Below are 25,232 nucleotides of genomic sequence, written 5' to 3' on the forward strand. Positions count from 1 at the left end.
GCCCGCGGGGAATTCAGCGGGTGATGCGGGAAATGACGAACAGGGCGACGATGACCATGATGCCGATGGCCCCGCCGACCAGAACACCCACCTGCCCCATCTCGCTCAACCCCCCGTACCAGGCCGCAAACCGGTCGGTGTACTGGGCAACGAACGCGTTCAGAATATCCGTATATTCACTGATTTTCTCAAGCATACACACTCCCGGCACGATTCTTTCGTCGTTCCGTCAAACCGGATATGGATACCAAGGCACCGCCGTTCCCCGGGAAGAGAAGACTCGACATTCCTTTTAGCACATCCACACGAGCGAGACAAACAGGAGTCCTCTTGGTTCGGCGTCTCCTGACGCACGGCCCGTTGCAGACTGCCACCCATACGCTCCGGCCAAGCCGTCCATCGTCTCCCGTCTGCCTCCGATCACGGATGGAGCAGGTCGACATCCATGAAGCGGCCGTCCCGAAGGGATTGCCGCCCCAGCCGGAAGGCCACCTCTTCCCGAAATATCGGGCCGTCAAAAACAAAGGTATGGAACTCTCCGTTCTCTCCGCAGGGGTCTACGCCTGGCGGCAAGTCGGAAAGAAAATCCCGATCCAGGAGACGCCCGGCGAACGCCCCGCCCAGGGCAGCCGTGTCGACACAGGTGACAATAGCCCGCCAGCCCTCGCCGACGAACCGTTCCGCCAGGGCCCTCGTATCCATTCCCCAGAGGGGGAACCGGGGGGCCATCCCGGTAGCGGCGAGTCTGTCTTCCCGATAGCGCCGCACATCCTCGAGATGCAAATCTCCAAAGGCGATCGTGGAACAGCCGCGCTTGCGGTATCTTTCCAGAACTTCCGCAATCGCACGGTCATAGGCTTCATTTCCGGCCTTTTCTGCCAGGGAAACCGCCTCCAGGGGAAGTCCCAGCGATCGGGCCTGGGCCTCCACCAGGAACCGGGGAATGCCGTGCATCACCACCCGGTCCGTCTCGCCGACAAAGGTCGTCAGCAGGGCCACCGCCTCGAACCGGCCTCCCTGCTGCAGTTCCCGCAGCGCCAATGCACAATCCTTTCCCCCGCTCCAGGAAAGAAGCACCCTCTCCGTCATCCCGTGCCCTCCTTATCCTGCCCTTCAGGCCTGCTTCAATTCATAAAGTCCGGCAATCCTCTAGGTGTACGTTGCTGTCATGATACCATGATCGGCAGCACCCCGCAAAACGTCCTCATCCGCCTGCGAGGGACACCGGGAATTGCGGCATGTGGGGTAATCATCACTGGGCGGCATCCCGCACTTCATGATAGATAATCTCCCAGGGATCAGGAGACATCTTCATGCTCTGTCGTTCCATCAAGAGGATTGCGGTCCTGCCTGTATTTTTCTGCGTTCTGGCCGGGATGTTTCTGACAGGCTGCAGCCAGGAATCCCTTATCTTCTTCCCGGAAGTCCTACCGAAAGATTACCGGTTTGCCTTCCCGACACCGTTTCAGGAAGTCCATCTGTCCGCCGACGGGATCGAACTGAACGCCTTGCATTTCCGGATCCGGTCCCCCCGCGGAGTAATTCTCTATTTTCACGGCAATGCGGGCAGCCTTCGTACATGGGGGGAGATTGCCCCCGATTTCACCAGCCGGGGATTCGATCTTCTGATTCCCGACTATCGTGGATTCGGCAAGAGCGGCGGCCGCCTCGACGGGGAGAGTGTTCTCCTGGAGGATGCACTCCGGATGTACGACCACCTGAGAAAAGAATACCCCGAACAGGCGATCGTCCTATACGGAAGATCCATCGGCACCGGCCCGGCGACCTGGGTGGCCTCACAGCGGAAGCCGCGGATGCTGATCCTTGAATCGCCGTACACCAGCCTTGCGGACCTGGGCGCTTATCACCATCCCTTCCTGCCCCGCTCGTTGATTCGGATCTTTCTCAAATATCCTCTCCCGACAGACCAGTGGCTCCCGTCCATCGCCTGTCCGGTGTTCCTGTTTCACGGAACGGCAGACGACATCATTCCGTTCGGCATGAGTGAGCGCCTGAATGCCCTTGCGACGGTGAAGCACCGCCTGATCGCCGTTCCAGGCGGCGGACACAACGATCTGGGCCATCATCCTTTCTATCAGCAGGAATTGGGTCGGATTTTGGAAGTGGAATAAAGACGGGACGATGTCTTTCACCATCCCCCCTAAGACTCGAAAGCCCCGTTGGGCTGGGACCCGGCGGGGCTGCTCGAGGAACACAGATCAGAAAAAGATCCGGTTGCGATATGTCCTGCGCCGTGCAGCGCGCGTTTGCTCAGACGTCCTTCTTCTTGGACCAGGCCTCCTGGTAGAGCCGGCCGATGGTCGTCACCAGGGCCAGGAAGAACAGGCCCAGCATGAAGTTCGGGGCCGTCCCGAGGAGGTTGTCCACAGGTAGCCCACGTACAGGAACAGGAAGGAAGCGATCCCGATCACGAATCCCCAGGCGCTCAACATGAACACATGCCGCAACTGGTTGTACTGTTCCGCCTGCTGTTTCCGGAGCGTTGTCATGACCCTCTCCTCCTTTCCCTGTTCTTCGTCCTGAAATCCGCTTTCCGTGCGTCTGCTGCGGACGGACGGGAGAAGCCCCGTCCGTCTCATTCATTCTTTGCGCTCAGCCGATGAGTCCCCGGATGGCGTCGATGACCGGGTTCGTGAAGAGGGCCACCAGGACCGTGTAGAGGGCGAAAGCGCCCACGGCCTCGTTGGTGTACATCTTCTCATACTTGTGCTTCAGCGACACAATCGTCAGACCGCCCACGATCAGGCAGCCCAGCTGGAAGAAGGGGAAGCTCCCCACGCCCGCCGCGCGTATTCCGCGAAGCTGAAGGTTGCCGTCAGAAGAACCACAATCCCTGCCACCATCATCGTTCCCAGTGTCTTTTTCATGATCCGTCTCCTCTCTGAGGGTTTTTTGTCTTGTTTGACTATCTCCATAGAAAAAAGCATGCCAGGAAAGAAAAACGGAGGTGCTAATTTGTAAAATAACGATACTATTAGATTACAAACAAGGGTGGGGGAAGGTTCCGGAAAAGAAAAACTCGGTCTGAATGGGATTTGGGGAATGCTTCGTTCAATCGACTTGAACGAAACGATCAGGGGTTAAAAAAACCCCCAACGGGAAACCCGCTGGGGGGCATATGATCCGCGGTTGCCGTTTCGCTGGGACGGGACTGAATTCCCTTTGTTGAACGAGTCGGTCTTCCTTCGGGTGGCATCCACCAATAAGACCCTGACGCTCTTACTGTGTTGTTTCAGCCATCCGGCACGATAACGGGCACCGCAGAATCTTCCTTCTTTTGATTTTTTCATAGAACGAATGAATACGGTTGTCAAGAACGTCCGACAGAGAAGCGTAACGACAAGATATCGCTATGCTATATTCAAAGCAAAGAATGTATCGCCGGTCAGCTTCGACCCATCGGCTGGGTTCACAGGCAATCCGTTACAGATATCAACTGCTTAATTGGGAAGAGGAAGGAAGGTTCGGGCAACTTATACCTGAAGCCGCGATTCATGAAGATTCCGCAAGGCAAAACGTGCATTTCCGGTTGCTCTGCGGCTTTGTTTCTTTGCACGACGCTCCTTCCTCTGTTATGGTCCAGTAATCTATATTCACAACACAATAAGGAACGAAGGAAATACAATGCGCAAACAGAATATTCGGAACATTGCCATTATCGCCCATGTCGATCATGGCAAGACAACACTTGTTGACGCCATGCTCAAGCAGACGGGGACATTCCGGGAGCATCAGGAAATCGCCGAACGCGTTATGGATTCCATGGACCTCGAGAGGGAGCGCGGCATCACCATCATGGCGAAAAACACAGCCATCCTGTACGAAAATACCAAAATCAACATTGTCGACACACCGGGTCATGCGGATTTCGGAGGGGAAGTTGAACGAAGCCTCAACATGGTCGATGGTGCAATTTTGCTCGTCGACGCCAGCGAAGGCCCGCTTCCACAGACACGGTTTGTCGTCAAGAAGGCCCTTGCCAAAGGGCTGCCCATCGTCGTCGTCATCAATAAAATCGACCGTGGCGACATCCGGATCGACGAGGTCATCAACGAGATTTACGACATGTTCATCGATCTCGACGCGGGAGAAGAACAGATTGAATTTCCCATCCTCTACACAAACGCCAAGAAGGGAATCGCTCACCAGCAGTTAGGCGACGCTTCAGAAGACATTAAGCCCCTTCTGGACGTCATCTGCAGAGTCATCCCCGGCCCCGAGGCAGACGATGAGCAGATCCCCCAGTTCCTGGTAACGAACCTGGACTACGACCCGTACGTAGGCCAGATTGCCATCGGGCGGCTACAGCACGGAACACTGGCGATGAATCAGTTTTATGCCCTCTGCGGTGAGGATGTTGTCACGACCGGCATGCGGTTTTCCGCCCTGTATACATTTCACGGCCTGAAGAAGAAGCTGGTCGACGTCGTCGAGTCCGGCGACATCGTAGCCATAGCAGGCGTCCCATCCATCACCATCGGCGACACCATCTCATCCCAGGAAAATCCAGTGCCGCTGCCCCGGATCCACGTAGACGAGCCAACCGTTTCAATGATTTTTTCCGTCAACAACAGCCCCCTGGCGGGCAGGGAAGGGAAGTACCTGACATCAAGGCACCTCCTGGAACGCCTTGAGAAGGAGAGCCTCCGGAACGTCGCAATGCAGTTGAAGCACCTGGATCGCAAGGATGCCTTCGAGGTCTGCGGCCGGGGGGAACTGCAGATGGCCGTGCTGATCGAGACCATGCGACGGGAAGGATATGAAGTAATGGTGTCCAAGCCGAACGTCATCACAAAGACCATTGACGGCAAGATCTGTGAGCCGGTCGAACGCGTCTTTATTGATGTGCCGGATGAGTATGTCGGCATCGTGACGGAAAAATTATCGACCCGGAAGGGGCGCATGGTCCAGTTGGTCAACAAGGGAAGCGGACGGGTCAACCTGGAGTTCCTGGTTCCCTCCCGCGGCCTCATCGGCTTCCGCAGCCATTTTATGACGGACACGAAGGGATCCGGCGTCATGAACACGCTTTTTGAGGAATACCAGCCGTGGTTCGGCCCGATCCCGCAGCGAGCCAGCGGGGCGATCCTTGCCGATCGGAGTGGACGGGTGACGACCTATGCGAGCCTGGCGATGGTAGACCGGGGAGAGCTTTTCGTCGAGGTGGGAACCGAGGTCTACGCCGGCATGATCATCGGCGAGAGGAACCGTGCAGGGGACCTGACGGTAAACATCACGAAGGAAAAGAAACTGACGAATATCCGGAGCTCCACGGCGGAGGCCACCGTAACGCTGAGACCGCCACGCCCCCTGTCGCTGGATCAATCCATCGAGTTTATCGCGGTGGACGAGCAGGTGGAGATCACGCCACAGAGCATTCGCCTGCGCAAGGCAGAGCTTGACGCCAACCGGCGGGCATCGCTCCAGAAGAGGGAGGAGCGGGAGTCATGAAAAAAGACCTTTTTGCCGGTGTTCCGTGTGCAAGATGCTGGATTCCGTGGATATGATTTGATATGAAGAGGCGCAAGTTGAGAAGGAAGGGCCGGGTGAGAATTGTCCGGGAATAGCAACCGATCATGTTCTTGCATAGGAGGGCCGCAATGTTGAATGCATTCCGTCAGCGTAGAGGACAGGCAGGATTTACCCTCATTGAACTGATGATCGTTATTGCCATCATCGGTATCCTGGCGGCGATCGCCATTCCGCAGTTCACAGCCTACCGCACAAGGGGCTATGAAGCGGCGGCAAGGTCGGATGTGAAAAACGCCTATACGGCGGCACAGACGTTTTTCACGGGCTCACCGGCTTCCACACTGGATATCGCAATCCTGTCCGCAAGCGGCTTCAAGTCAACGGCCGGCGTCACGACCACGGTTGCGAACGGGGATATATCCACTCTGTCCATCACCTCCGTTCACTCAAGCGGAGGCCGGACCTATTCGGTTAACAGTACCGGCGTCATCTCGCCCTGACGCCGAACGACATTTTTATCATAGAGTGTACGCCGTATGGAGAATGAGAACGGCAATTTTGAGTTTTGCCCAGGGGTTCCCCAGGAAATGCCCCTGCAACTGACCGTTGAGGGAATCGGAACGTTCAAGAGCCTGCTGATCGGAGCGGAGCACGGCCGTTATCTCATTGTGAAACTGCCCCACGTTCCGGACCTCGTCTCGAAACTTTACCAGAAAAATCACGTAATCGTCCGCTATCTCCATGCCGGTAAGGTCTTTGGATTCCGATCAACCCTCATCGGTTCGATCAAGGAACCGGTCCGCCTGTTTGTCCTTTCCTACCCGGAATCCATTGAAAGCCACAACACAAGAAAGAACGAACGGTTCGACTGCCTGATTCCAGCGTCGATCCACATGGAGGGACTCCCCGAGGAAACGGGATGGAAAGGCTTCATCAACGACATGAGCATGGGGGGATGCCGGTTCCGGGCAAAGGTGAACGATTACCCGGACCTTGCAACGCTTACCATGGGTGAGACCGTCACCCTCTCATTCCGGTTTATCGGCGAGGAGACATGGCAAGCCCTAGTCATGGAACTCCGCTCCCTGACCGTCGATAAAAAAATGGTGACGATGGGTCTCTCGATCAAGGAAGGCATTGAAACGGAGCCTCAGCGGAAGGCCATGGCCTTTATTCAGGAGATCGTCACCAGCCTGCAGGACTGATCGGACGAAAAACAGTTCGGATTCCGAAAGCCCATGATATGGGCCTTTTCCCGGGCCGATCAGGAAACTGCGGCAGCTGCGATTCATCCATCCATGCGGAGCTGGATGGCAGGGATATCCGCAAGCCGAAAAATCCTGCAGGACCGCCCGGTTTCCATGATCGAACCCTCCGTTTTTTTATCAGGCCCCAGCGGAACGGAGGGAAACGAAACCGTTTCCTCCTTCCGCGAAGAATCATCTCTTGGCCGCCGGCAATCCCAGCATCTCCCTGGCTTGGGCAACCGTCGCAATCTCACGGTTCATCTCCGTCGCAATCCTTTTGACTCTTGCGACCAACTGAGCGTTGCTCTTGAGCTTTTCTCCCTTTCGAAAATACATGTTGTCCTCCATGCCGACCCGCACGTGACCACCCAGAAGAATCCCCATGGCATTCATGGGCAACTGGAAGGGGCCCACCCCAATCACGGCGAACATGGACTGCGGGGGAAGCTCATTGATCAGTCCCAGGAGATTGGCCGGAGTCGGAAATGAAGAAGTCTGAAAGCCCATCACGAACTGCACCATATAGGGCGGAATGAGATTCCCCTCCCGGATCAGATCCTGAAGAACCCAGTACTGACCCGGATGATACAGTTCGATCTCCGGTTTGATCCCCTTCTCTTTCATCGTTTTCGCATAGAGATTGATGTCGGCGTAACTGGCCGGGATGCATTGATCGAAAAGGAACCCGGGACGCGGATTGGACAGCGGTTCCTTCCGATCCTTGAGGGGCATCTTGAGGACGAAAGGCCCCAAGTTCAGGCTGGCCATGTCCGGAGGCGGATCGGCAAAGAGGCAGCACATTCGCTGTTCCGTCGTCAGCCAAGGCCCCCCTCCGGTAGTATTGTTGATGATGATGTCCGGGCAGCGCTCCCGGATGAGGCGGTTAACCTTCGAATAATCCGCCGGATCGGACGTCGTGAGGGACTGGTTGCCCGGGACGCGGGCATGGAGATGCACGGATACGGCCCCCGCCTTGTAGGCCTCATACACGGCATCGGCCTGTTCTTCCGCCGTCTCCGGAAGATTCTCGTTCATTTCCTTGCCCTGCACGCCGCCGGTAATGGCGCAGGTAATGATCATCGGCGGAAATTTCGCCTGCATGGTCCGGTCCATCCATTCATAAGGATTCCGGTAGTCCCAGATATGCGCTTCCCAGTTCATCGTCTCCTCCTTATGCAATTGGTGGTTGGTTTGTGAAATCCGACAATCCGCGGCCGAGTGGACCTTTTTGATAAACAAATTCTCACGCCGTGTAAAGGGCTATCTTTATTGGATTATTACTAGGAGGGGTCTCCGATGAATATTGAGGAGGGATGAGACAACGGGTTATGAAAGCCTCGGCCAGCTTCACGGAAAAACCCGCCACCATAGAGCCCTAAAAACCGTATTGTTACTTTTCCGTTCCCTTTCCGTTCGGTCTCAATGAACTGCCATTCTTTTAAGATTCCGACCACTTCCTCAGCTTCTTTGCGGAAAACGTCTATGATGCGATCAACCATCGCACCATGAATTCCAGGATCAAGATTGTAGGATATCGCGCTGATAAAGACCATTCGGATTATCCATGAACCTTCGTGAGAGGAAGAAGAGGCTTGAGCCATGAGGGTGGTGACGACTCGACCTGGAAATCACACTCGGGAGCAATGGCGCTTGACAAGATTTGCCTTTTCTATTACGCTCGCACACAAGTAAATTGTAGGCAAGCATTGTGGGGGTTCGCTCATGAAATTAGACGATTGCATTTTTTTCCAACTCGCCAAGGCGAGCCAGGCGGGAAACCGGTTTTTGAACCATAAGGTCTCGGAGCTGAACATCACGCCGGTTCAGGCCATGATTCTGGGGGCCCTCCACGTTGAAGACAGGATCACCTCCAGTGAGCTTGGCCGGAAAACGGAGCTGGACAGCGCCACCCTGACGGGAATCATCGACCGCCTTGAGGCGGCACAGCTGATCGAACGAAAGGGCAATCCGGCCGACCGCCGGTCCATCCAGGTCCACCTGACGGAACGGGGCCGGGCCATGGGAGCCGAGGCCGTCCGGCTGATCACCGAGGCCAATGTTGAATTTCTGGCAATTCTCTCGGAAAGCGAAAACAGCGAGCTACGGCGTCTCATCGCAAAACTGCGAGCCTCCGCGGCAAAATCCTGATGGCTCGGGAGTGAGCCGACCAAAGAAAGGGGAAGATCATGGGTACAACCTTTCACACCGGCTGTGTGCTGTGCGCCCAGAACTGCGGCCTGGTAGTCGAAGTGGAAGACAACCGCATCGTCAGGGTGAGGGGTGACAAAACGAACGCCCGCAGCGAGGGATACGTCTGCCGGAAAGGCATGAACATCGGCTATCACCAGCACAACGCCGACCGCCTGAAATACCCCCTGAAGCGGGTGGGAGACCGGTTCGAGCGGATTTCCTGGGAACAGGCCATCGACGAGATCGGCGGAAAGCTGAAGGATATCATTGGGCAATACGGTCCCCGCTCCTTTGCATATATGGGCGGCGGCGGCCAGGGGTGCCATTTCGAGGCTGCCTTCGGTGTCCGGTTCATGCGGGGCCTGGGATCCCGCTACCACTACAGTGCCCTCACCCAGGAATTCTCCGGCCTGTTCTGGACCGGCGGGCGGATGTACGGACGCCAGAACATCCACATCGAGATCGATCCGGAGGAAACGGATTTCCTCCTGGTGTTCGGCTGGAACGGCATGCAGAGCCACCAGATCCCCCAGGCTCCGAGACATTTGCAGCGGATTGCCAAAGATCCGGAGAAGATGCTCGTCGTGATCGACCCCCGCCTCTCCGAAACGGCAAAGATCGCCGACATCCACCTTCCCATCCGCCCCGGAACGGACGCCCTGCTCATGCGGGCCATGATCGCCATCATCCTCCAGGAAGGTTGGGAAAACCGCGAATACATCGAGAAGCACACCTCCGGCCTGGAAGAAATCAGGTCCCTCTTTGACGACTTCGACGCCCGCGAGGCCGTCCGCGCCTGCGAGTTGGAATTCGACCAGGTCCGCGAGATCTGTCGTCTTTTTGCGACAAGGAAGTCCTGCCTCCGCTACGACTTGGGAATCATGATGAACCGCCACAGCGCCGTCTCATCCTGGCTGGCGGCAATCCTGCTGGCAATCTGCGGAAGGATCGGCGTCCGCGGCGGCAACGTATTCCGCGGCCACATGATGCCCATCGGGTCCCACTCCGACGAGCGGGACCCGAAATCCTGGCGCACGATGGCCACGAATTTCCCCCCGATCACGGGCTGCTACCCGCCCAATGCCATGCCCGAGGAGATCCTCTCGGACCATCCGGAGCGGCTCCGCGCGGTCCTGGTCTCCGGATCGAACCCCCTGCGCTCCTACGCCGACACTACCGCCTACGAAGAGGCCTTCAGACGGCTGGACCTCCTCGTCACGGCGGAGCTGGCCATGACGGAAACGGCGGTCCTGTCGCATTACGTCCTTCCCTCCCGCTCCGCCTATGAATCATGGGATGGAACCTTTTTCGCAATGACCTACCCGGGGATCTTCTTCCAGATGCGGCGCCCCATCATCCAGCCGGAAGGGGAGCCCCTGGAACTGGGCGAGATCCACCTGCGCCTGGCGGACCGGCTGGGACTGATTCCGCCCATCCCGGAGAGCCTGTACAAAGCGGCGGAAGAGGGGCACACCGCCTTCGGCATGGCCCTGATGGACTACATCGGGAAAGAACCGGCGGCCATGAAGACCATCCCGTTCATCCTTGGGAAGACCCTTGGCAAGGCCATGGGGTCCGTTCACCTGGCCGCCCTCTGGGGGATGCTCCAGACCCTGCCCAAGTCCTTCCGCAAGGACGCCGCCCGGGCGGGCTTCACACCGGGACTGGGCATGGGGGAGGAGATCTTCCAGAAGATCATGGACCACCCGGAAGGGATCTGGATCGGGCAGGTGGACCCGGAAGTCAACCTGGAATCCGTCCGCACGGAAGACGGAAAGATCAATCTCGTCATCCCGGAACTCCGGACGGAACTGGAAGGCATCGATGCGGCAAGCGAGGAAAAGGACCTGGAGCCTGACCCGGAATTCCCCCTTGTCCTCATGGCCGGCCGGCACTTCAACATGAACGCCACCACCCTCATGAGAAACCCCGCATGGAACGAGGGAAAGCGCGATTGCACTCTGCTGATCCACCCTGCCGACGCCGAGGCTCTGCATATCGGCGACGGCCAGACCGTCCTGGTCACGACGGAGGCCGGCTCCGTGGAGATCGAGGCGGAGGTGACGGAGACCGCGCGGAAGGGACACGTGGTCATTCCCCATGGCTTCGGCCTGGTTTACGATGGAAAGATGTACGGGGTAAACGTGAACCGATTGACCAAGAATACCCACCGGGACTGGCTGGGAACGCCCATGCACCGTTATGTCCCCTGCCGGGTGGAGGCCTCCGGTCAAGCAGGTTGACCGTTACGGCGAACGGATTTCGAGTCCGATCTTCTTCCTCTTTCTTTTTTTCTAGAGAGGGGGGCTCCACGGTCGGGCGCCCAATTCGCATGGTTGGGGCTTCCCTCCCCGACCGACGTTCGCGGGGGCGCGACCGGGGGTTCCCAGAGGAGCAATTGGAAAACGTTTCCGGACCCCAGGCTCATCGGTTTCAGAAGGCGAAGAGCGGAAACGTTTTCGCGACGGCGGGAGCCCCCGTGGCAGCCCCCGCGCCCCAACGTTAATAAAAATGAGGGGAGCGGACTTGAAATTCCGTTCATCGCTGTTCACCCCCGGAACCGGATGAATATCGTCCGCACCCCTGGTCCGGTTTCAGCCACACCATATCTATCTTTCATTTCAAGATGTTCCTGGTGGAAGATCCCTCGCCGACGGCTGTGGATATCTTGTTTGATCAAGATTCAGCCAGGAGCGACTGCTGGGAGAAACGCTCGCCTACGGGATGCACAACCCGCCCACGAATCAATATCGAATCGAAATCATTAATAAATGTGAGGGAGCAACCCGCGCAAACGGGAAAATGTCGCCGTTGGCATGTTTCCGGCTATAATTTTGAGGATTTTGGGCTTACCGTCCCATGGCACGTCACCGAGTGGTTGAGCGGAATACCACTCCACGCCGGGTAGCGTAAGCCTACCGGAACTTGTTAAGGAACGCTTCGCCTGTCGGATGCCGGCCTGAAGCCGGTGCCGGAATGGGAATACGCATGGACAAGAAATACGACGCCATTGTCGTCGGAGCCGGACTCGGTGGAATGTCAGCCGCCACGTTCCTGGCACGCTGCGGGAAAAAGGTTTTGCTCCTGGAGCGCCATCACGTCCCCGGGGGATACGCCAGTTCGTTCCGTCGCGGTCGGTTTGAGTTCGACGCCTCCCTCCATGTCCTCTCGGGGATCGGGGTACCCGGGAAGAGGGGCAGGCTTTTCGAATATCTCGACTTTCTGGGCGTCGCCTCCAGGGTCGAATTCATCCCCCTCAACGAGCTCTACCGTGTCATCGACGACCGGATCGACGTGACCATCCCCCCCGACTGGGAGGAAGCGATCGCCGCCCTGGCCGGCCGGTTCCCCCGGGAGGCCGACGGGATCCGGGATTTCTTCGCCCTGATGAAGCAGCTTGCCCGCGATCTCTCGGGCGTCTTCATGGCAGCGAAAAAGCGGGCCGCCGACCTGACCCCGGAGAGTTTTCCCGCGTTCTCGCGCTGGGGAATGAAAACCTACGGCGAGGCGAGGGATCATTTCTTCCGGGACGAAGACCTCAAGAGCGCCGTCTCCCCGTTCTGGTCCTACCTGGGCCTGCCTCCCTCCAAGGTTCCCTTCCACATGATGGCCTCCTGCTGGGACGCCCTCCTGAAGCAGCACCCCATGCACATCCGGGGCCGGAACCAGGCCCTGTCCAATGCCTTCCTGGAGACCTTTGCCGAAAGTGGCGGGGAGGTTCGGCTGGGGTGCGGCGCCCGGCGGATCGTCCTGAAGGACGGAGCCGTCCGGGCCGTGATCACGGACGAAGATGAAGAGGTGGAGACGAGGGTCGTCGTCTCCAACGCCAGCATCCCCTCGACCCTGAGCGACCTGGTCGGGATCGGGCAGGTCCCGGAGGCGTACAGCCGTCAGGTGAACAGCCGCCAGATCGGCTTCTCGACCGTGAACGTCTACGCCGGCCTCGACTGTCCTCCCGAGGCCGTCGGGGCGACAACCCATGAGAACTTCATCCATTTCGGCAACCGGATCGAAGAGGCCTGGCAGACGGCCTTCACCCTGGAACCTCCCAGGGGGATGCTCTTCACGAGCTACACGGCCTCCGATCCCGAATTCTCCCCACCCGGGACCGCAGCCATCGTCATGACGGCGGCCAGCTACGCCAGGCCGTGGTACCTGGTTCCGCCGGAGCGGTACGTCGAGGAGAAGAACGCCTTCGCCGCTTCCATGTTCGACCAGGCGGAGCGGTATTTCCCGGGGCTTCGCGATCATATCGAGGTCGTGGAGGTGGCGACGCCCCTCACAAACATGCGCTACACCGGCAATCCCGGGGGCAGCATCTACGGCTTCGACCAGTACCTCTCGGATTCCGGCCTTCTCCGGCTGGGCAACCGCTCGCCCCTGGATGGGCTCTATTTCGCCTCCGCCTGGACCCTTCCCGGCGGCGGATACCAGACCTGCATGACCTCCGGATTCCTGGCGGGCTCCATGGCCCTGAAGAAACTTGCATAGGGGATCGGCATTGAACATTGAAGAATACCTGAACCAGGTGGAAGGCTATGCGGAAGCGGCACGGGAGCGCCAGGTCCTGGAGCAGGCCTGCGGCGACCTGGCGCTTCCCCGGGATTTCGCAGCCTCGGTGATCGGCCGGCTCCACCCGAGGGAGATCGGAGTAGCCGTAGCGGAGATCCACGACGAGACGCCCACGGCGAAAACCTTTCGCCTCGCTGCGCTGAACGGACAACTACCCCCGTTCCGGGCGGGCCAGTACGTAAACTGGTCCGTGACCATCGGCGGGGTCCGGACGGGCCGGGCGTTTTCCATCGCCTCGCCGCCGCACGAGCGCGGGTTCTACGAGCTGACCGTCCGCCGCCAGGACGGCGGATTCGTCTCCCCCTACCTCCTGGACGAAGTCCGGGCCGGCCAGACCTTCACCATCTCCGGACCCGGCGGGACCTTTTACCACGAACCGCTGATCGACACCGACGACCTCGTTTTTCTCGCCGGCGGCTCGGGAATCACCCCCTTCCGCAGCCTGATCCGGGAGACCGTCGAGCGCAACCTGCCCCGACGGATCTGGCTCATCTATGGCAGCCGCACCCCCGACGACGTGATCTACAAGCGGGAGCTGCAGGCGATCGCCCGCCGCCACTCCTCCTTCAAGGTCCGCTTCGTGATCTCGGACCCTCCTCCGGGGTACCGCGGTCCCAGGGGATTCATCACGGCGGACCGGATCCGGCGGTTCGTCGGGTCACCGGAAGGGAAGACCTTCTACCTGTGCGGACCCGAGCAGATGTACCGGTTCATGGAACCGGAGCTGGAAAAACTGTCGATTCCCCGCCGCCGGATCAAACGCGAGTCCTGCGGCCCCCTGTCGGACGTGACCCGGGAAGCCGGGTGGCCCTCCGATGTCTCCGCCAGCCGGGTGTTCCAGGTGGCCGTCCGCGGTGGCACGACATTCCCGGCCGCGGCGGGGGAACCGCTGCTCAACTCCCTGGAACGGAACGGATTCTCCGTTCCCTCCCATTGCCGCAGCGGAGAATGCGGCTTCTGCCGGATGAAAATCCTGAGCGGCCGCGTCTTCATGCCGGACCGCACCGCCGTCCGGGAATCGGACCGCTGTTTCAACTACGTCCACGCCTGCCTGACCTATCCCCTGTCGGATCTGGAAATCCGACTGTAACAGGACCTTTCCCAACCTCCCTGCCTTCCCGTCGCAGGGAGAAGCCGTTTTGAAGACACACCGCAGGTTCCGCCGGGAATCGGCCCTGCCGGGCGATTCCCGTATTCGGATCGTCGTCGCCGTTGTCCCATGCCGGGACAGGAATGATGTCGAACGCCCCTCGGGCGGGACACCGACCCGGGGCACCAGACCTTCGGGAGGTGCATTCATGAACATCGGCAATATCCCTCGCAGAAACGCCATACAGTATGCGGACAAGACGGCCCTCATCTTCGAGGGCGAACGCTGGACCTGGCGGCAGTTCAACAGCCGCATCAACCGGCTTGCCCAGTCTCTCATGGGTCTGGGCCTCCGGAAGGGCGACAAGGTGGCCGTCCTGACGGAGAACGTTCCGGCCATCGTCGAGGCCAATTATGCCTGCGCCAAGGCGGGCCTCGTATTTTTCCCCGTCATGTCAAGACTTTTCCCCAATGACATCCGACGTCTTCTCGGCCTTTCGGACGCCCGGGCACTGATCTTTCATCCCGATTTCCAGGCCGTCGTGGAGCCCATGCGGCCGGACCTCCCGAACGTCGAGACGTACATCCAGATCGGCGGTAACGTCCCCTCCTGGGCAACCTCCTACGAGTCATTCCTGCAGTCCGGCAAAGACATGGAACCCGACGTGGAGGTCCTGCCCGACGACGTCTACTGCTTCATCTGCACCGGCGGTACAACGGGCGTCTCCAAGCTGGCCATGCTCAGCCATCTCAATGCCCTGGTCGCCATCCACACCTCCATCGGGGCCATGAACATCACCCCCGACGACGTGGGACTCCAGGTCCTGCCCCTGTTCCATGTCATCCAGAACAACTGCCTCCACCCCCTGCTCGCCGCGGGGGCCTCGGTGGTGCTCCAGCACCGGTTCGACGCGTTCCAGTTCATGAAAGCGATCCACGAGGAGAAGGTCTCCATCGTCATCGTCGTGCCCCCCTTCCTGTGGAGCTGGATCATGGCGGTGCCGGAGGCCATCGCCTACGACATCACCCATGTCCGCATCTTCGCCACAGCCGCCGCCACCTTCCCCGACGAGTTGAAGCGGGACGTTCTGAAATCCATGCCCCGGGCAAAAATCCTCTATGTCTACGGCCTGACAGAGTCCAGCGGCGGCAACGCCGTCCTGCTCCATCACGACAACACCTTCCGGAAATCCGGGGCGATCGGGGTCCCCAATCCGCTCCTGGGGTACCGGATCGTCAATGACCGGAACGAGGCCGTGGCTACCGGCGAGGCCGGGGAGCTTCTTCTCAAAGGGCCGGCGGTCATCCGGGGATACTACAAGCGGGACGAGGAAACGGCGGCCACCTTTGTCGACGGATGGCTGCACACGGGTGACATCGTCCGGGAGGACGGGGAGGGATTCCTGTATTTCGTAGACCGCCTCAAGGACATGATCAAGACAGGCGGCGAAAACGTCTTCGCCAAGGAAGTGGAGGATGCGCTGCTCAATCACCCAAAGGTTTCCGAGGTCGCCGTGTTCGGACTGCCCGACGCCCAGTGGGGTGAAATGATCCACGCCGCCGTCGTCCTCAAGCCCGGCATGGAGGCGACGGAGGAGGAGGTGCTGTCGTTCGGAAAAGAGCGGCTGGCCGGATTCAAGCGGCCCAAGGCGGTCCACTTCATCCCGATGCTGCCCCGGAACCCCAGCGGCAAGGTCCTGAAGCACGTCCTGAAAAAGGATTTTACAGAGCATAAGTAGAACGAGGGCCACGATCGCCAGGCGCGGGGAAGGGTTCCTTGGGACCTTTCCCCTTTCTGTGTTCTCTGGCTGCCGTCCCTCTTCCTGCGGTCTATTCCCTCTTGCATTCCGTTTTCATCTGTGGTTTCGATTCAGCCGACGCATGGAAGCCCTTCTCTACCACTCAGCAACCCTGCCGCTCTCACCAAAGGCCTGCCGCGTTTGTTCAGACGAGCCCCGCCGCCCGGCCGCAGCGTAGGATTCGACCTGTCCGGCCGATGGTCTTGCAATACATAGGGAGAGATCATGGGAGACGAAAAAAAAACAAAAAAACAACTGATCGAAGAAAACATCCAGCTTCGCCGTCAGATCGAAGCGTTGAAGAAAAGGGCGATTCCCGGCGGCAGGGAGTTGGAAGAAATTCTGAGGGAAAGCGAAGACAAGTATCTTGCCCTGGTGGAAAAGGTGAATGAGGGCATCATCATTGTTCAGGATGAGCGCTTCATCTTCGTTAACCGGAAAATGTCCGATCTTCTGGGGATCCCGGTTGACGACCTGATCGGCAAGCGGGTCTTCGACTACATCTGGCCGGACGACCGGGAGAGGATCGCCGCGAATTACACAAGGCGACTTGGGGGAGAAGAAGTCGATTCCTCGTATGAACTCCGGATCAAAGGGGCGGGAGGAACATTGAAATGGGTGACCTTGTCGGTCTCTCTGGTCAAATGGAACGGCAGGCCCGCAACACTGAACCTGATCACCGACATCACCGAACGCAAGGTGGCCGAAAATAACCTTCGTCTCAGCGAGTTGAAATTTCGCGCTGTAACGGAAAGTTCCTCCACAGCCATTTTTCTGATTCAGGATAGAACGTATACATACATCAATCCGGCCTTCGAGACCATGACCGGCTATACCATGGATGACCTTGCCGACATGAGCTTCTGGGATTTCATCCACCCTGATGATCAGGAACTGGTAAAAACCAGGGGGCTCAGCCGTTTGAAAGGGGAAAACCCTCAAGCAAGGTATGAATTCAAAATCATTACAAAAAGCGGAAAAGAAAAGTGGGTGGATTTCTCTGCGACAGCCATCCGGTTGAATGACATACCGACGATTGTCGGATCGTCGACGGACATCACCGAACGCAAGGCAGCGGAGGGAAAACTAAGGGAAAATGAACAGTTTCTTGCCAGCCTGATCGATAACAGCGGCGCCCTCGTCTATGTGAAGGACATGGATGGCCGCTATCTTCTCATCAACCGGAAGTGGGAGCAGGTGACCGGATGGATGCGCAGGGTGGTCCTGGGCAGGACGGATGATGAATTGTTTCCCGGTGCCGTCGGCCGTCAGTTTCGCGTGAATGACCTTGCAGTCATGCACTCCGGGACCACAATGGAACTGGAAGAGGTTCTTGAAGACGAGAAAAGCAAACGCTTTTTTCATTCCATCAAGTTTCCCATGCGGGACAAGAACGGCGCCGTATCGGGCCTGTGCGGAATGACCACGGAAATCACGGAGCGCAAGGCGGCCGAGCAGGCCCTGCAGGAAAGCGAGTTTCGCTGGAAGTTTGCCCTCGAAGGAGCGGGAGACGGCATCTGGGATTGGGATCTCCAGACAAACAGGGTCTTTTATTCGCTGCAGTGGAAGACGATTCTCGGCTATGGGGAAGCCGAAATCGGCGACGGTCTGGATGAATGGGAAAGACGCGTCCATCCTGACGATCTCAAGGGCTGCTGGGAAAATCTGGAGAGGCACTTCTTAGGGGAAAGCGCCATCTACCAAAAGGAACACCGGCTTCTTTGCAAGAATGGAGAATACAAGTGGATCCTTGCCCGGGGAAAGGTCATCCAGCGGGCCGATGACGGCAAGCCTCTCCGCATCATCGGCACCCATACCGATATCAATGAGCAAAAACGGATAGAGGAGACGCTGCGGGAAACCGAAGAAAGATTCCGGCTGATTACGGAAAATGCCCACGACACCGTATGGCTCATGGACGTGAACCTCCGGACGACCTGGATCTCCTCATCCGTCAAGAAGACGCGCGGTTTCACTCTGGAAGAGTTGCAGGCCCTTCCCCTGGATCGGCACCTGACAACACCATCTCTCCGGCTTGCCCTCGATCTGATCGAGAAAAATCTCACGCCGGAAAGACTCGCCGATCCGCGGGAAGAAATGACGATCTCAGCGGAACTGGAATTTTACCGCAAGGATGGCTCCACCTTCTGGGCCGACACGGTCATCACGCTGCTCCGGGACGGAAACAGAAACCCGGCCGGTTTCCTGGGTCTTTCCAGGGACACCACCGAGCGCCGGCGAATGGAAGAAGAATTGCGGAAAACCGGAGAGAATTATCGACGCCTGTTTGAAAGTGCAGGAGAGGGAATCATGATCGTCCAGGGCGAGGTGATTCGCCTCGCCAATCCCGCTCTTGTGAAAATTCTGGGATACAGACCAGATACGCTGATGGAGCGGCCGTTCGTTTCCTTCATACATCCGGATGACCGCACCATGGTCCTCGGCCGCCACCTGAGGAGGATGAAGGGAGAGGACGTCGAAACGGGATATACTTTCAGAGCCATTACAGCGGACGGCAATGAAAAGTGGCTGGAAATTCATTCCCAGATCATTTCCTGGGAAGGCGCCCCCGCCTCCCTGAGTTTCGTCATGGACATCACCGCGCGCAAGCGGATGGAAGAAGAGCTGCAGGAATCGCAAAGAAGACTGGGAGACATCATCGACTTTCTTCCCGACGCCACCCTGGTCATCGACAGGGAGGGCAGGGTCATCGCCTGGAACCGGGCGATGGAAGCCATGACGGGAATCAGGCAGGACAGCATGCTCGGCAAAGGGGATCGGGCCTATTCCATCCCGTTCTATGGCGACAGAAGGGCGATCCTGATCGATCTGGCCCTCAAGCCGGATCCTGAACGGGAAAAGCAATACACGTCCATTCGCAGACAGGGAGATACGATCTTCGGCGAAGCCTACACCAGGAATCTGCCGCCTGGAAACATTCATCTTTCCGCAACGGCCTCCGTCCTTCGCGATTCCAGGGGCGAGATTATCGCCGCGATCGAGTGCGTCCGCGACAACACGGAGCGCAAGCGTATGGAAGAGCGCCTGGCGAGGGCCGAGAAGATGGAGGCTCTGGGCACGCTGGCCGGCGGTGTGGCCCACGACCTTAACAACGTGCTGGGCGTATTGGTCGGGTATTCGGAATTACTGGCGGAGAAGCTGCCCCTGGGTGGCCAGATGAGGAGATATGCCGACAACATCCTCCAATCCGGCGTCAAGGGGGCGGCCATCATCCAGGATCTCCTGACGCTGGCCAGGCGCGGCGTAGCCGTCTCCGAGGTGGTCGATCTGAACAAGGTGGTGAGGGATTATCTCAAGACACCGGAGTATGAAAAACTGATGTCCGATCACGGGCAAGTGATCTGCCGGTCGGAGCTGGCGGGAGACCTGCTGTACATCCATGGATCTCCGGTTCACCTCGCCAAGACGGTCATGAATCTGGTCGCAAATGCCGCAGAGGCCATCTCCGGCAAGGGAATCGTGACAATCCGAACGGAGAATCGCTACCTGGATCAGCCCATCAGCGGATACGACGACGTGCAGGAAGGGGATTACGTCGTTCTGACGGTAACCGATACGGGAAAAGGCATTGCCGAAAGGGACATTGCGAAAATTTTCGAACCCTTCTACTCGAAGAAGGTCATGGGAAGAAGCGGGACCGGGCTGGGACTGGCCGTTGTCTGGGGTACCGTCAAGGATCACAGCGGATACATCGACGTGAAGAGCGAGGAAGATGCGGGAACAATCTTCACCCTCTATTTTCCCGTGACCCGGGAAGAACCGGCGGCTCCCGAAAAAACGGCGGCCGTTGCCACCTATGCGGGTAAAGGCGAATTCATTCTGGTCGTGGATGATGTGAAGGAGCAACGGGAATTGGCCGCCAGCATGCTCGGGCGTCTCGGCTATCGTGTTGAAGCTGTTTCCAGCGGGGAAGAGGTGATAACGTACCTTCGCCGCAAAACAGCGGATCTCGTTGTACTGGATATGATCATGGATCCCGGGATGGACGGAATGGAGACGTATCGGAAGATCCTGGAGATCAATCCGAAGCAGAAAGCGATCATCGTCAGCGGATTCTCGGAGACGGATCGGGTCAGGGAAACCCAGCAGCTCGGCGCCGGCGCATTTGTCCGGAAGCCTTACATCATGGAAAAGATCGGCCTTGCCGTCCGGCGGGAACTGGATCGGAAATAAGAGGGCGGTTATTTCCGGATCACGAGCAGGATGTCATCCTGCCTGAGACGATACCCTTCCGGCGTTTTATGGCGAGCCTCGAAGTACTTCCGGATCTCGTCCTCATGACGCCGGTAATTCCTGTCGATCAGGAGGAAGAGGCCGATGGAGACCATGTCTTCCAGATTCTCCGTGAAGATTTCGTTGATAAAATACCGGACCTCGACGGACTCATCGCCGTATTTCCGAATCAACTCCCCCCATAAACCGAGGATATTGACGTCATATTGGGCAAAGCGGCTGAAGAATTCCGCAACCTCTCCGATGGGCGATTGAATGACAATGGCGATGCGGCCGCCGGGCTCCAAGTGATCGTGCATTTTTTCGATCGTGGCGAGCCACGTCCCCTCCGGAACGTAGTACAGGACATGGGAACAGAGAATGAATTCGAATCGCTCCGCTCCGAGGTCGACATTGTCCCACCGATCGTTGATCACCCGGAAGGTGGGGCATCTGCGCCGGAGGCGATGCGCCTGCAGTTCGTTCGGCTCCACGACAGTCGTCGATTCAAAGGACGAAGAAACCGGGATGGTCAGGTCCCCGCCGCCGGCGCCGATGTCCAGGAACGACCGGCGCTGATTCAGATCCGCAATCAGCTCACCGATCTTGACCAGCTCAATCCCCTTTTCCGTGCAGGACTGGACAAAAAGTGAAAGCTGACGCAGATATTCCCCGTCCTCTTCCATCTCGATGGATGGATCCCTGTAGATATTCTTCGGGGGAGCGTCGGTCGGCACGGCCATGACATCCTTCAACCATGATTCAAACGTGATTTTTCATACCACAGGTCGAAAGATAATTCCGCCGATTTGGGGGCTTGACGGGAAACCGAAGCAGCAGAAAGGCGAGAGAGGATCCATTGTTTGTTAACGGTCCAGGGATATAAAAGAAGGGAGCCATTCCGTCGGGAGGCTCCCTTCTTTGCGGAAGTACGAACCCGATCCAGACTTTTCAGCCTGGCCGGTCCCATCGCAGGGCGTGTTTCTCCGTCACAGGCCCGGAACATGCCCGCAACTCAGCTTGTCAAAAGGGCCTTCCCCGCTGCATAGGCCTTCCCCATGATCCCGTCTTTCTTCATGACATCCCCAGGATCCGCCATACCGGCCGCAACGATGGTATCCTGAATGTTGAAGCCGAGCATCGAAAGAATGGCCTTGTTCGTGTCAAAGGAGTTCTGGAATATCTCCGGTGCCGGCTGCCCCTGGGCATAGATCATCAGGGTCTTCTTCCCATTCCCCAACCGGTGCGAGAAATCCGGATTCATAAAGGCATAAAGCCGGTCCACGAAGAGCTTTGTCTGCCCGGTCATCTGGAGCATGTAAACCGGGGAGCCGATCACGACGGCATCGGCGCTTTCGATCTCCTGGTACAGCACAGCCATGTCGTCCTTCAGGGCACATTTCGCCTCGGGCTTTTTGCAGGTCCTGCATCCCTGGCAGCCCCGGATCTGCATCTCGTTCAGGTAGAAAACCTTCGTCTCCGAACCGTCTTCCTGCATCCCGCGAAGCGCCTCATTCACAAGCATTGACGTGTTCCCCGTCTTTCGCGGACTTCCGATAATACCGATCGCCTTCATCTTTTCTTACCTCCTCGTCATATTAGACTGGTCGTCTCTCCACGGCACAAAAAAAATCACCAGGCCGGGCTGAGCAGCCTCTTGATCATCGCAATGGCGTTTTCCAGGGGTTCCGTACTGTGGTCGATCTGCTTCCGCACCGAGGCGCCCTGCCAGAGGTCATAAATGAGCGCCGCCGCCGCCGTGGCATCGATATTGCGGTTGATGGATCCTTTTTCCTGCCCCTTGCGGATGCAGCGCTCGTATACCTCAAGCCACCTCTTGATCCCTTTGCTCTGTGCCGCCCGCATGTTCTCGCTCAGGTCGGAAACCTCCGATCCGAGTTTCGCGACCAGGCACAACTGCTGGCATTGATGCTCTTCATGACCGGCCCGGTACAGGTCGAACAGAGACATGATCCTTTCAAACGGTTCCACTCGCTCATCCAGCAGAATCGTCTTGAGAAACTCCATGTGCTCGTCAAGATAGCTCTCCAGCAGCGCAACGCCGAAATCTTCCTTGGACTTGAAGTAGTGATAAAAAGACCCTTTCGGGACCCCGGCCGTGGACAGGATCTCGTTCAGGCCGACGGCGGCATATCCCTTCGAGAGGATGATCCCCTTCGCCGTCTGCAGAATGTGATTTTTGGTGTCCTTACCGACCATGGCAGTCCCTTTTCGGCGCTAAATATTAGACCGGTCGTCTCCTGTCAAGCTATTTTTTCCCATCGTTCCGATCATGCTCCCGTATCCTCCGGTCTTTCCATAGCACGCGGTCCCCGAGCGGCTGGATTGCCGGCAACCTGTTCCGATCATGAACCGATAACCGGCTCTACCTGTCGGTAGGGAGGCCTTGTCGGAGAATCCACAAGGCGTTTCGATACATCAGACAGGCATTCCTCTGATGGACAATTGCAATCCGTTGCCATATGATCCCATATGCCGTTGCAGAGCGCGACGCTGCATGCTCCGGCCCTCTCCGGCATTTGCGATTCCAACTGCAATCGGTCTCGATCTCTGGAAGACGCCCGTCCCCTCCTTCTTCTCCGGTTTCAGAAAGCCCGTCGGCCCGGCAATCCGGACGGGCAAAGGAGGACCCGATGAGATTTTTCGTCGTTATCACCGTCCTGATGGCAGCCGCCATCGGCGCCGCCGGAGAAATCTCCATCTACAAGGACAGAAAGGGGCCCGTGACCATCACTAACGTGCCCGTTCCCGACCGGCGCGACCAAAAAGCGGCCGCCATCATTGAATATGAAGAGCTGACGGACCAGGAAAGGCGCCAGATCGAAAAGGAGAAGAAGGAGCAGGCAAAAGCGTGGCGGGAACGTCAAGCCGGAGAGGAGCGGGAATGGAAGGCCCGGATGGAGGCTGAGCGGAAAGCAGAGGAAAAAAAGACCGGCGAGGCAGAGATCCTGAGGCTCAGAAAGGAGGTCGCTGAGGCCAGGGCGGCTGCCGATGCCGCGGCCGCCAGGGCCGCGGAGGCACTTCAGGACGCAGCGGCGGCAGGAGCGTACAGAAGAGTTCCCAAAACAGGATACAAGAAACGGCCACAGCACAAGCGAATTCGGACAAAAAGCAGGAAAGGCTCTGTTCCCGACGGGCTCAAGAAGCGCCCTCCCAAGCAAACCGCTCCCAGGGACTGAATGAAAGGGAGGGAGTCCGGGCCGGCGCTTTCGAGATTTCCGGATTCTCCAGCCTTACTGGATCGTGATGCCAAGTTTCAGAAACGCATCCGCGACCGCGGCCCATCTCTCCTGTGACAGCCATCGATCCGAAAGGCCGTTTCCATTCCCTGCCCGATAGTGCATCTCTTCATGGGGCTGTGTGCCCCCGATCAGCACCCTGCTTGACTCGATGCAGGGCAGGCGAAACGGATCGATCACGATGCAGGCGATGTCGTCATGCTCGAACCGGCCGGCATGTTCTCCAAGAACATGGTGCAACCGGTCACCGACGCAATCCACCGGAAGGGTGATGAAAGCGTCCGATAGGCTGCCAAAGACAGACTGCCGGACGCAGAAGCGAAAGAGATCGTCGAATCCGTCGCTGTGAAGGATCACCCGGACATTCCCGCCCGCAAGACGGTGTTCGGTTACATCGACGATCTCCAGGCTCCGTCCCGCAAACACCATGTTACGCTCGGTCTGGAATAGAATGTCACCGCTGACCGAATCCATGGCCGTCACGGCGCTGTCACCGCCGTGTGCCACCGTCAGGGCGATTTCACTATCATCGCCGCTGACGGCCACACAGCTGAATGTCGTTTTGTGCTGGTATTTCTGTCCCGCATAGACCCTGCGGTTGATCAGATCCTTCCAGCCCGCCGCCGAATCGGGAACACCGTCCTGCATCAATGCATCGGAAAGCCGGCAAAGAATGTCACGCGAAGCCCAGGGAAACCGCTCCGTTCCGTCCGCCAACGCAAAAACCCGATGGTGGAAGTCGAAATACAGGCAGTCGCCGTTGCCGTACCCGCTTCGGACTTTGTCCGTTCCGGTAAAGATGCCGCCGCTCAGCGCACCCTTTTGTCTCAGGATGCGCTTCGCGGCATTGATCTCGATGACCGGAGACTCTTCCATGAATCAGTCTATGACCCTGAAGTATTCAACATCCCTTGTGTTCCCCTTGCGTTCTTGAGCGAACACCGGTTCCACACGGGCGCCGATCTTGACCTTGCTCTCATCCTCAAGATCGATATAGTGCTGCAGCAGCGTGTCGGCGCCATCCAGCTTGATGAACCCATAGCCGTAAGGCACCGGTTTCTGGTGCCCGGTTTCCGGATCGATGAAGGCAAAGCGCAAAATGGTGAACGTGCCGATCACACCCTTCGGGCCGACTTCGACCCAGTCATTCATTTCCACAAAACACGAGCCACAGACGCCCCGCGGCGGGATATACACCTTGCCGCACTTGGGGCACTTTACCCCCATGAAGCGCTTGTTGTCACGGGTTTCTGCGAAAAACTTGCTGCCGTGCATCCCTACCGCATATGCAAAAGGCTGTGACGCGTCACCGGATTCAATGATCAATTGTTCTTTTTCAGCCATGATTC

The 25,232-nt window shown here is 58.1% G+C and carries 21 protein-coding genes; 11 read left to right on the forward strand and 10 right to left on the reverse strand.

What is annotated here, in order from left to right; genetic code table 11:
- Nucleotides 1-13 precede the first annotated feature (13 nt).
- Both HPY65_13495 and HPY65_13500 read right to left on the reverse strand, forming a co-directional pair.
- Nucleotides 14-196, reverse strand: coding sequence for a hypothetical protein (locus HPY65_13495; protein ID NPU85485.1), 183 nt, complete (start codon nt 194-196; stop codon nt 14-16).
- A 224-nt stretch (nt 197-420) separates the two neighbouring features.
- On the reverse strand, nt 421-1,089 hold the full coding sequence (locus HPY65_13500; GenBank protein NPU85486.1) for an adenine nucleotide alpha hydrolase: 669 nt from the start codon (nt 1,087-1,089) through the stop codon (nt 421-423).
- Nucleotides 1,090-1,313: 224 nt separating this feature from the next.
- On the opposite strand from HPY65_13500, the gene HPY65_13505 reads away from it, so the two are divergent.
- The gene (locus HPY65_13505; protein ID NPU85487.1) at nt 1,314-2,132 is read left to right on the forward strand and encodes an alpha/beta hydrolase; all 819 of its coding nucleotides are present in this window, start codon (nt 1,314-1,316) and stop codon (nt 2,130-2,132) included.
- A gap of 481 nt (nt 2,133-2,613) precedes the next feature.
- Here the strand turns inward: HPY65_13505 and HPY65_13510 are convergent, their stop codons facing one another.
- Entirely contained in the window at nt 2,614-2,799 is a 186-nt protein-coding gene (locus HPY65_13510) for a hypothetical protein (GenBank protein ID NPU85488.1), read from the reverse strand.
- 846 nt (nt 2,800-3,645) lie between these two features.
- Here HPY65_13510 and typA point away from each other — a divergent pair.
- The 3 genes from typA (at nt 3,646) to HPY65_13525 (ending at nt 6,698) form a co-directional block, all read left to right on the forward strand.
- Nucleotides 3,646-5,472, forward strand: coding sequence for a translational GTPase TypA (typA, locus tag HPY65_13515; protein NPU85489.1), 1,827 nt, complete (start codon nt 3,646-3,648; stop codon nt 5,470-5,472).
- Nucleotides 5,473-5,621: 149 nt separating this feature from the next.
- A complete protein-coding gene (locus HPY65_13520; protein NPU85490.1) occupies nt 5,622-5,993 on the forward strand; it encodes a prepilin-type N-terminal cleavage/methylation domain-containing protein in 372 nt (123 codons plus the stop codon).
- Between the two features lie 87 nt (nt 5,994-6,080).
- Complete coding sequence (locus HPY65_13525; GenBank protein ID NPU85491.1) at nt 6,081-6,698, forward strand: flagellar brake protein; 618 nt, start codon at nt 6,081-6,083, stop codon at nt 6,696-6,698.
- A 234-nt stretch (nt 6,699-6,932) separates the two neighbouring features.
- Here HPY65_13525 and HPY65_13530 read toward each other — a convergent pair whose 3' ends face one another.
- Nucleotides 6,933-7,901, reverse strand: a complete 969-nt coding sequence (locus tag HPY65_13530) for a 3-keto-5-aminohexanoate cleavage protein (protein ID NPU85492.1) — start codon at nt 7,899-7,901, stop codon at nt 6,933-6,935.
- 119 nt (nt 7,902-8,020) lie between these two features.
- Nucleotides 8,021-8,293 (reverse strand): hypothetical protein, encoded by a 273-nt coding sequence (locus tag HPY65_13535; GenBank protein ID NPU85493.1) that lies wholly within the window; start codon nt 8,291-8,293, stop codon nt 8,021-8,023.
- A 169-nt stretch (nt 8,294-8,462) separates the two neighbouring features.
- Between HPY65_13535 and HPY65_13540 the strand changes: the two genes are divergently transcribed.
- The 6 genes from HPY65_13540 to HPY65_13565 all read left to right on the forward strand — a co-directional run bounded on the left by HPY65_13540 (nt 8,463) and on the right by HPY65_13565 (nt 20,584).
- A complete protein-coding gene (locus HPY65_13540; protein NPU85494.1) occupies nt 8,463-8,888 on the forward strand; it encodes a MarR family transcriptional regulator in 426 nt (141 codons plus the stop codon).
- Between the two features lie 38 nt (nt 8,889-8,926).
- The gene (locus HPY65_13545; protein ID NPU85495.1) at nt 8,927-11,173 is read left to right on the forward strand and encodes a molybdopterin-dependent oxidoreductase; all 2,247 of its coding nucleotides are present in this window, start codon (nt 8,927-8,929) and stop codon (nt 11,171-11,173) included.
- 745 nt (nt 11,174-11,918) lie between these two features.
- Nucleotides 11,919-13,421, forward strand: a complete 1,503-nt coding sequence (locus HPY65_13550) for an NAD(P)/FAD-dependent oxidoreductase (GenBank protein NPU85496.1) — start codon at nt 11,919-11,921, stop codon at nt 13,419-13,421.
- Nucleotides 13,422-13,431: 10 nt separating this feature from the next.
- A complete protein-coding gene (locus HPY65_13555) occupies nt 13,432-14,592 on the forward strand; it encodes a 2Fe-2S iron-sulfur cluster binding domain-containing protein (protein ID NPU85497.1) in 1,161 nt (386 codons plus the stop codon).
- A 208-nt stretch (nt 14,593-14,800) separates the two neighbouring features.
- The gene (locus HPY65_13560) at nt 14,801-16,330 is read left to right on the forward strand and encodes an AMP-binding protein (GenBank protein NPU85498.1); all 1,530 of its coding nucleotides are present in this window, start codon (nt 14,801-14,803) and stop codon (nt 16,328-16,330) included.
- 285 nt (nt 16,331-16,615) lie between these two features.
- Nucleotides 16,616-20,584, forward strand: a complete 3,969-nt coding sequence (locus HPY65_13565) for a PAS domain S-box protein (protein NPU85499.1) — start codon at nt 16,616-16,618, stop codon at nt 20,582-20,584.
- Between the two features lie 8 nt (nt 20,585-20,592).
- On the opposite strand, the gene HPY65_13570 is transcribed toward HPY65_13565, so the two are convergent.
- The 3 genes from HPY65_13570 to HPY65_13580 form a co-directional block, all read right to left on the reverse strand.
- Nucleotides 20,593-21,366, reverse strand: a complete 774-nt coding sequence (locus HPY65_13570) for a class I SAM-dependent methyltransferase (protein NPU85500.1) — start codon at nt 21,364-21,366, stop codon at nt 20,593-20,595.
- A gap of 272 nt (nt 21,367-21,638) precedes the next feature.
- Complete coding sequence (locus HPY65_13575) at nt 21,639-22,199, reverse strand: flavodoxin family protein (protein ID NPU85501.1); 561 nt, start codon at nt 22,197-22,199, stop codon at nt 21,639-21,641.
- 56 nt (nt 22,200-22,255) lie between these two features.
- Nucleotides 22,256-22,843 carry a TetR/AcrR family transcriptional regulator gene (locus tag HPY65_13580; protein ID NPU85502.1) on the reverse strand — a complete coding sequence of 196 codons (588 nt, stop codon included), beginning with the start codon at nt 22,841-22,843 and terminating at the stop codon, nt 22,256-22,258.
- Between the two features lie 434 nt (nt 22,844-23,277).
- Here HPY65_13580 and HPY65_13585 point away from each other — a divergent pair, with 434 nt between their 5' ends.
- The gene (locus tag HPY65_13585; protein NPU85503.1) at nt 23,278-23,823 is read left to right on the forward strand and encodes a hypothetical protein; all 546 of its coding nucleotides are present in this window, start codon (nt 23,278-23,280) and stop codon (nt 23,821-23,823) included.
- A 54-nt stretch (nt 23,824-23,877) separates the two neighbouring features.
- Here the strand turns inward: HPY65_13585 and HPY65_13590 are convergent, their stop codons facing one another.
- Both HPY65_13590 and HPY65_13595 read right to left on the reverse strand, forming a co-directional pair.
- Complete coding sequence (locus HPY65_13590) at nt 23,878-24,759, reverse strand: hypothetical protein (protein ID NPU85504.1); 882 nt, start codon at nt 24,757-24,759, stop codon at nt 23,878-23,880.
- Nucleotides 24,760-24,762: 3 nt separating this feature from the next.
- The gene (locus HPY65_13595) at nt 24,763-25,203 is read right to left on the reverse strand and encodes a Zn-ribbon domain-containing OB-fold protein (protein ID NPU85505.1); all 441 of its coding nucleotides are present in this window, start codon (nt 25,201-25,203) and stop codon (nt 24,763-24,765) included.
- Nucleotides 25,204-25,232 lie beyond the last annotated feature (29 nt).

This window comes from Syntrophaceae bacterium (genome assembly GCA_013177825.1).
GTDB lineage: Bacteria > Desulfobacterota > Syntrophia > Syntrophales > PHBD01 > PHBD01.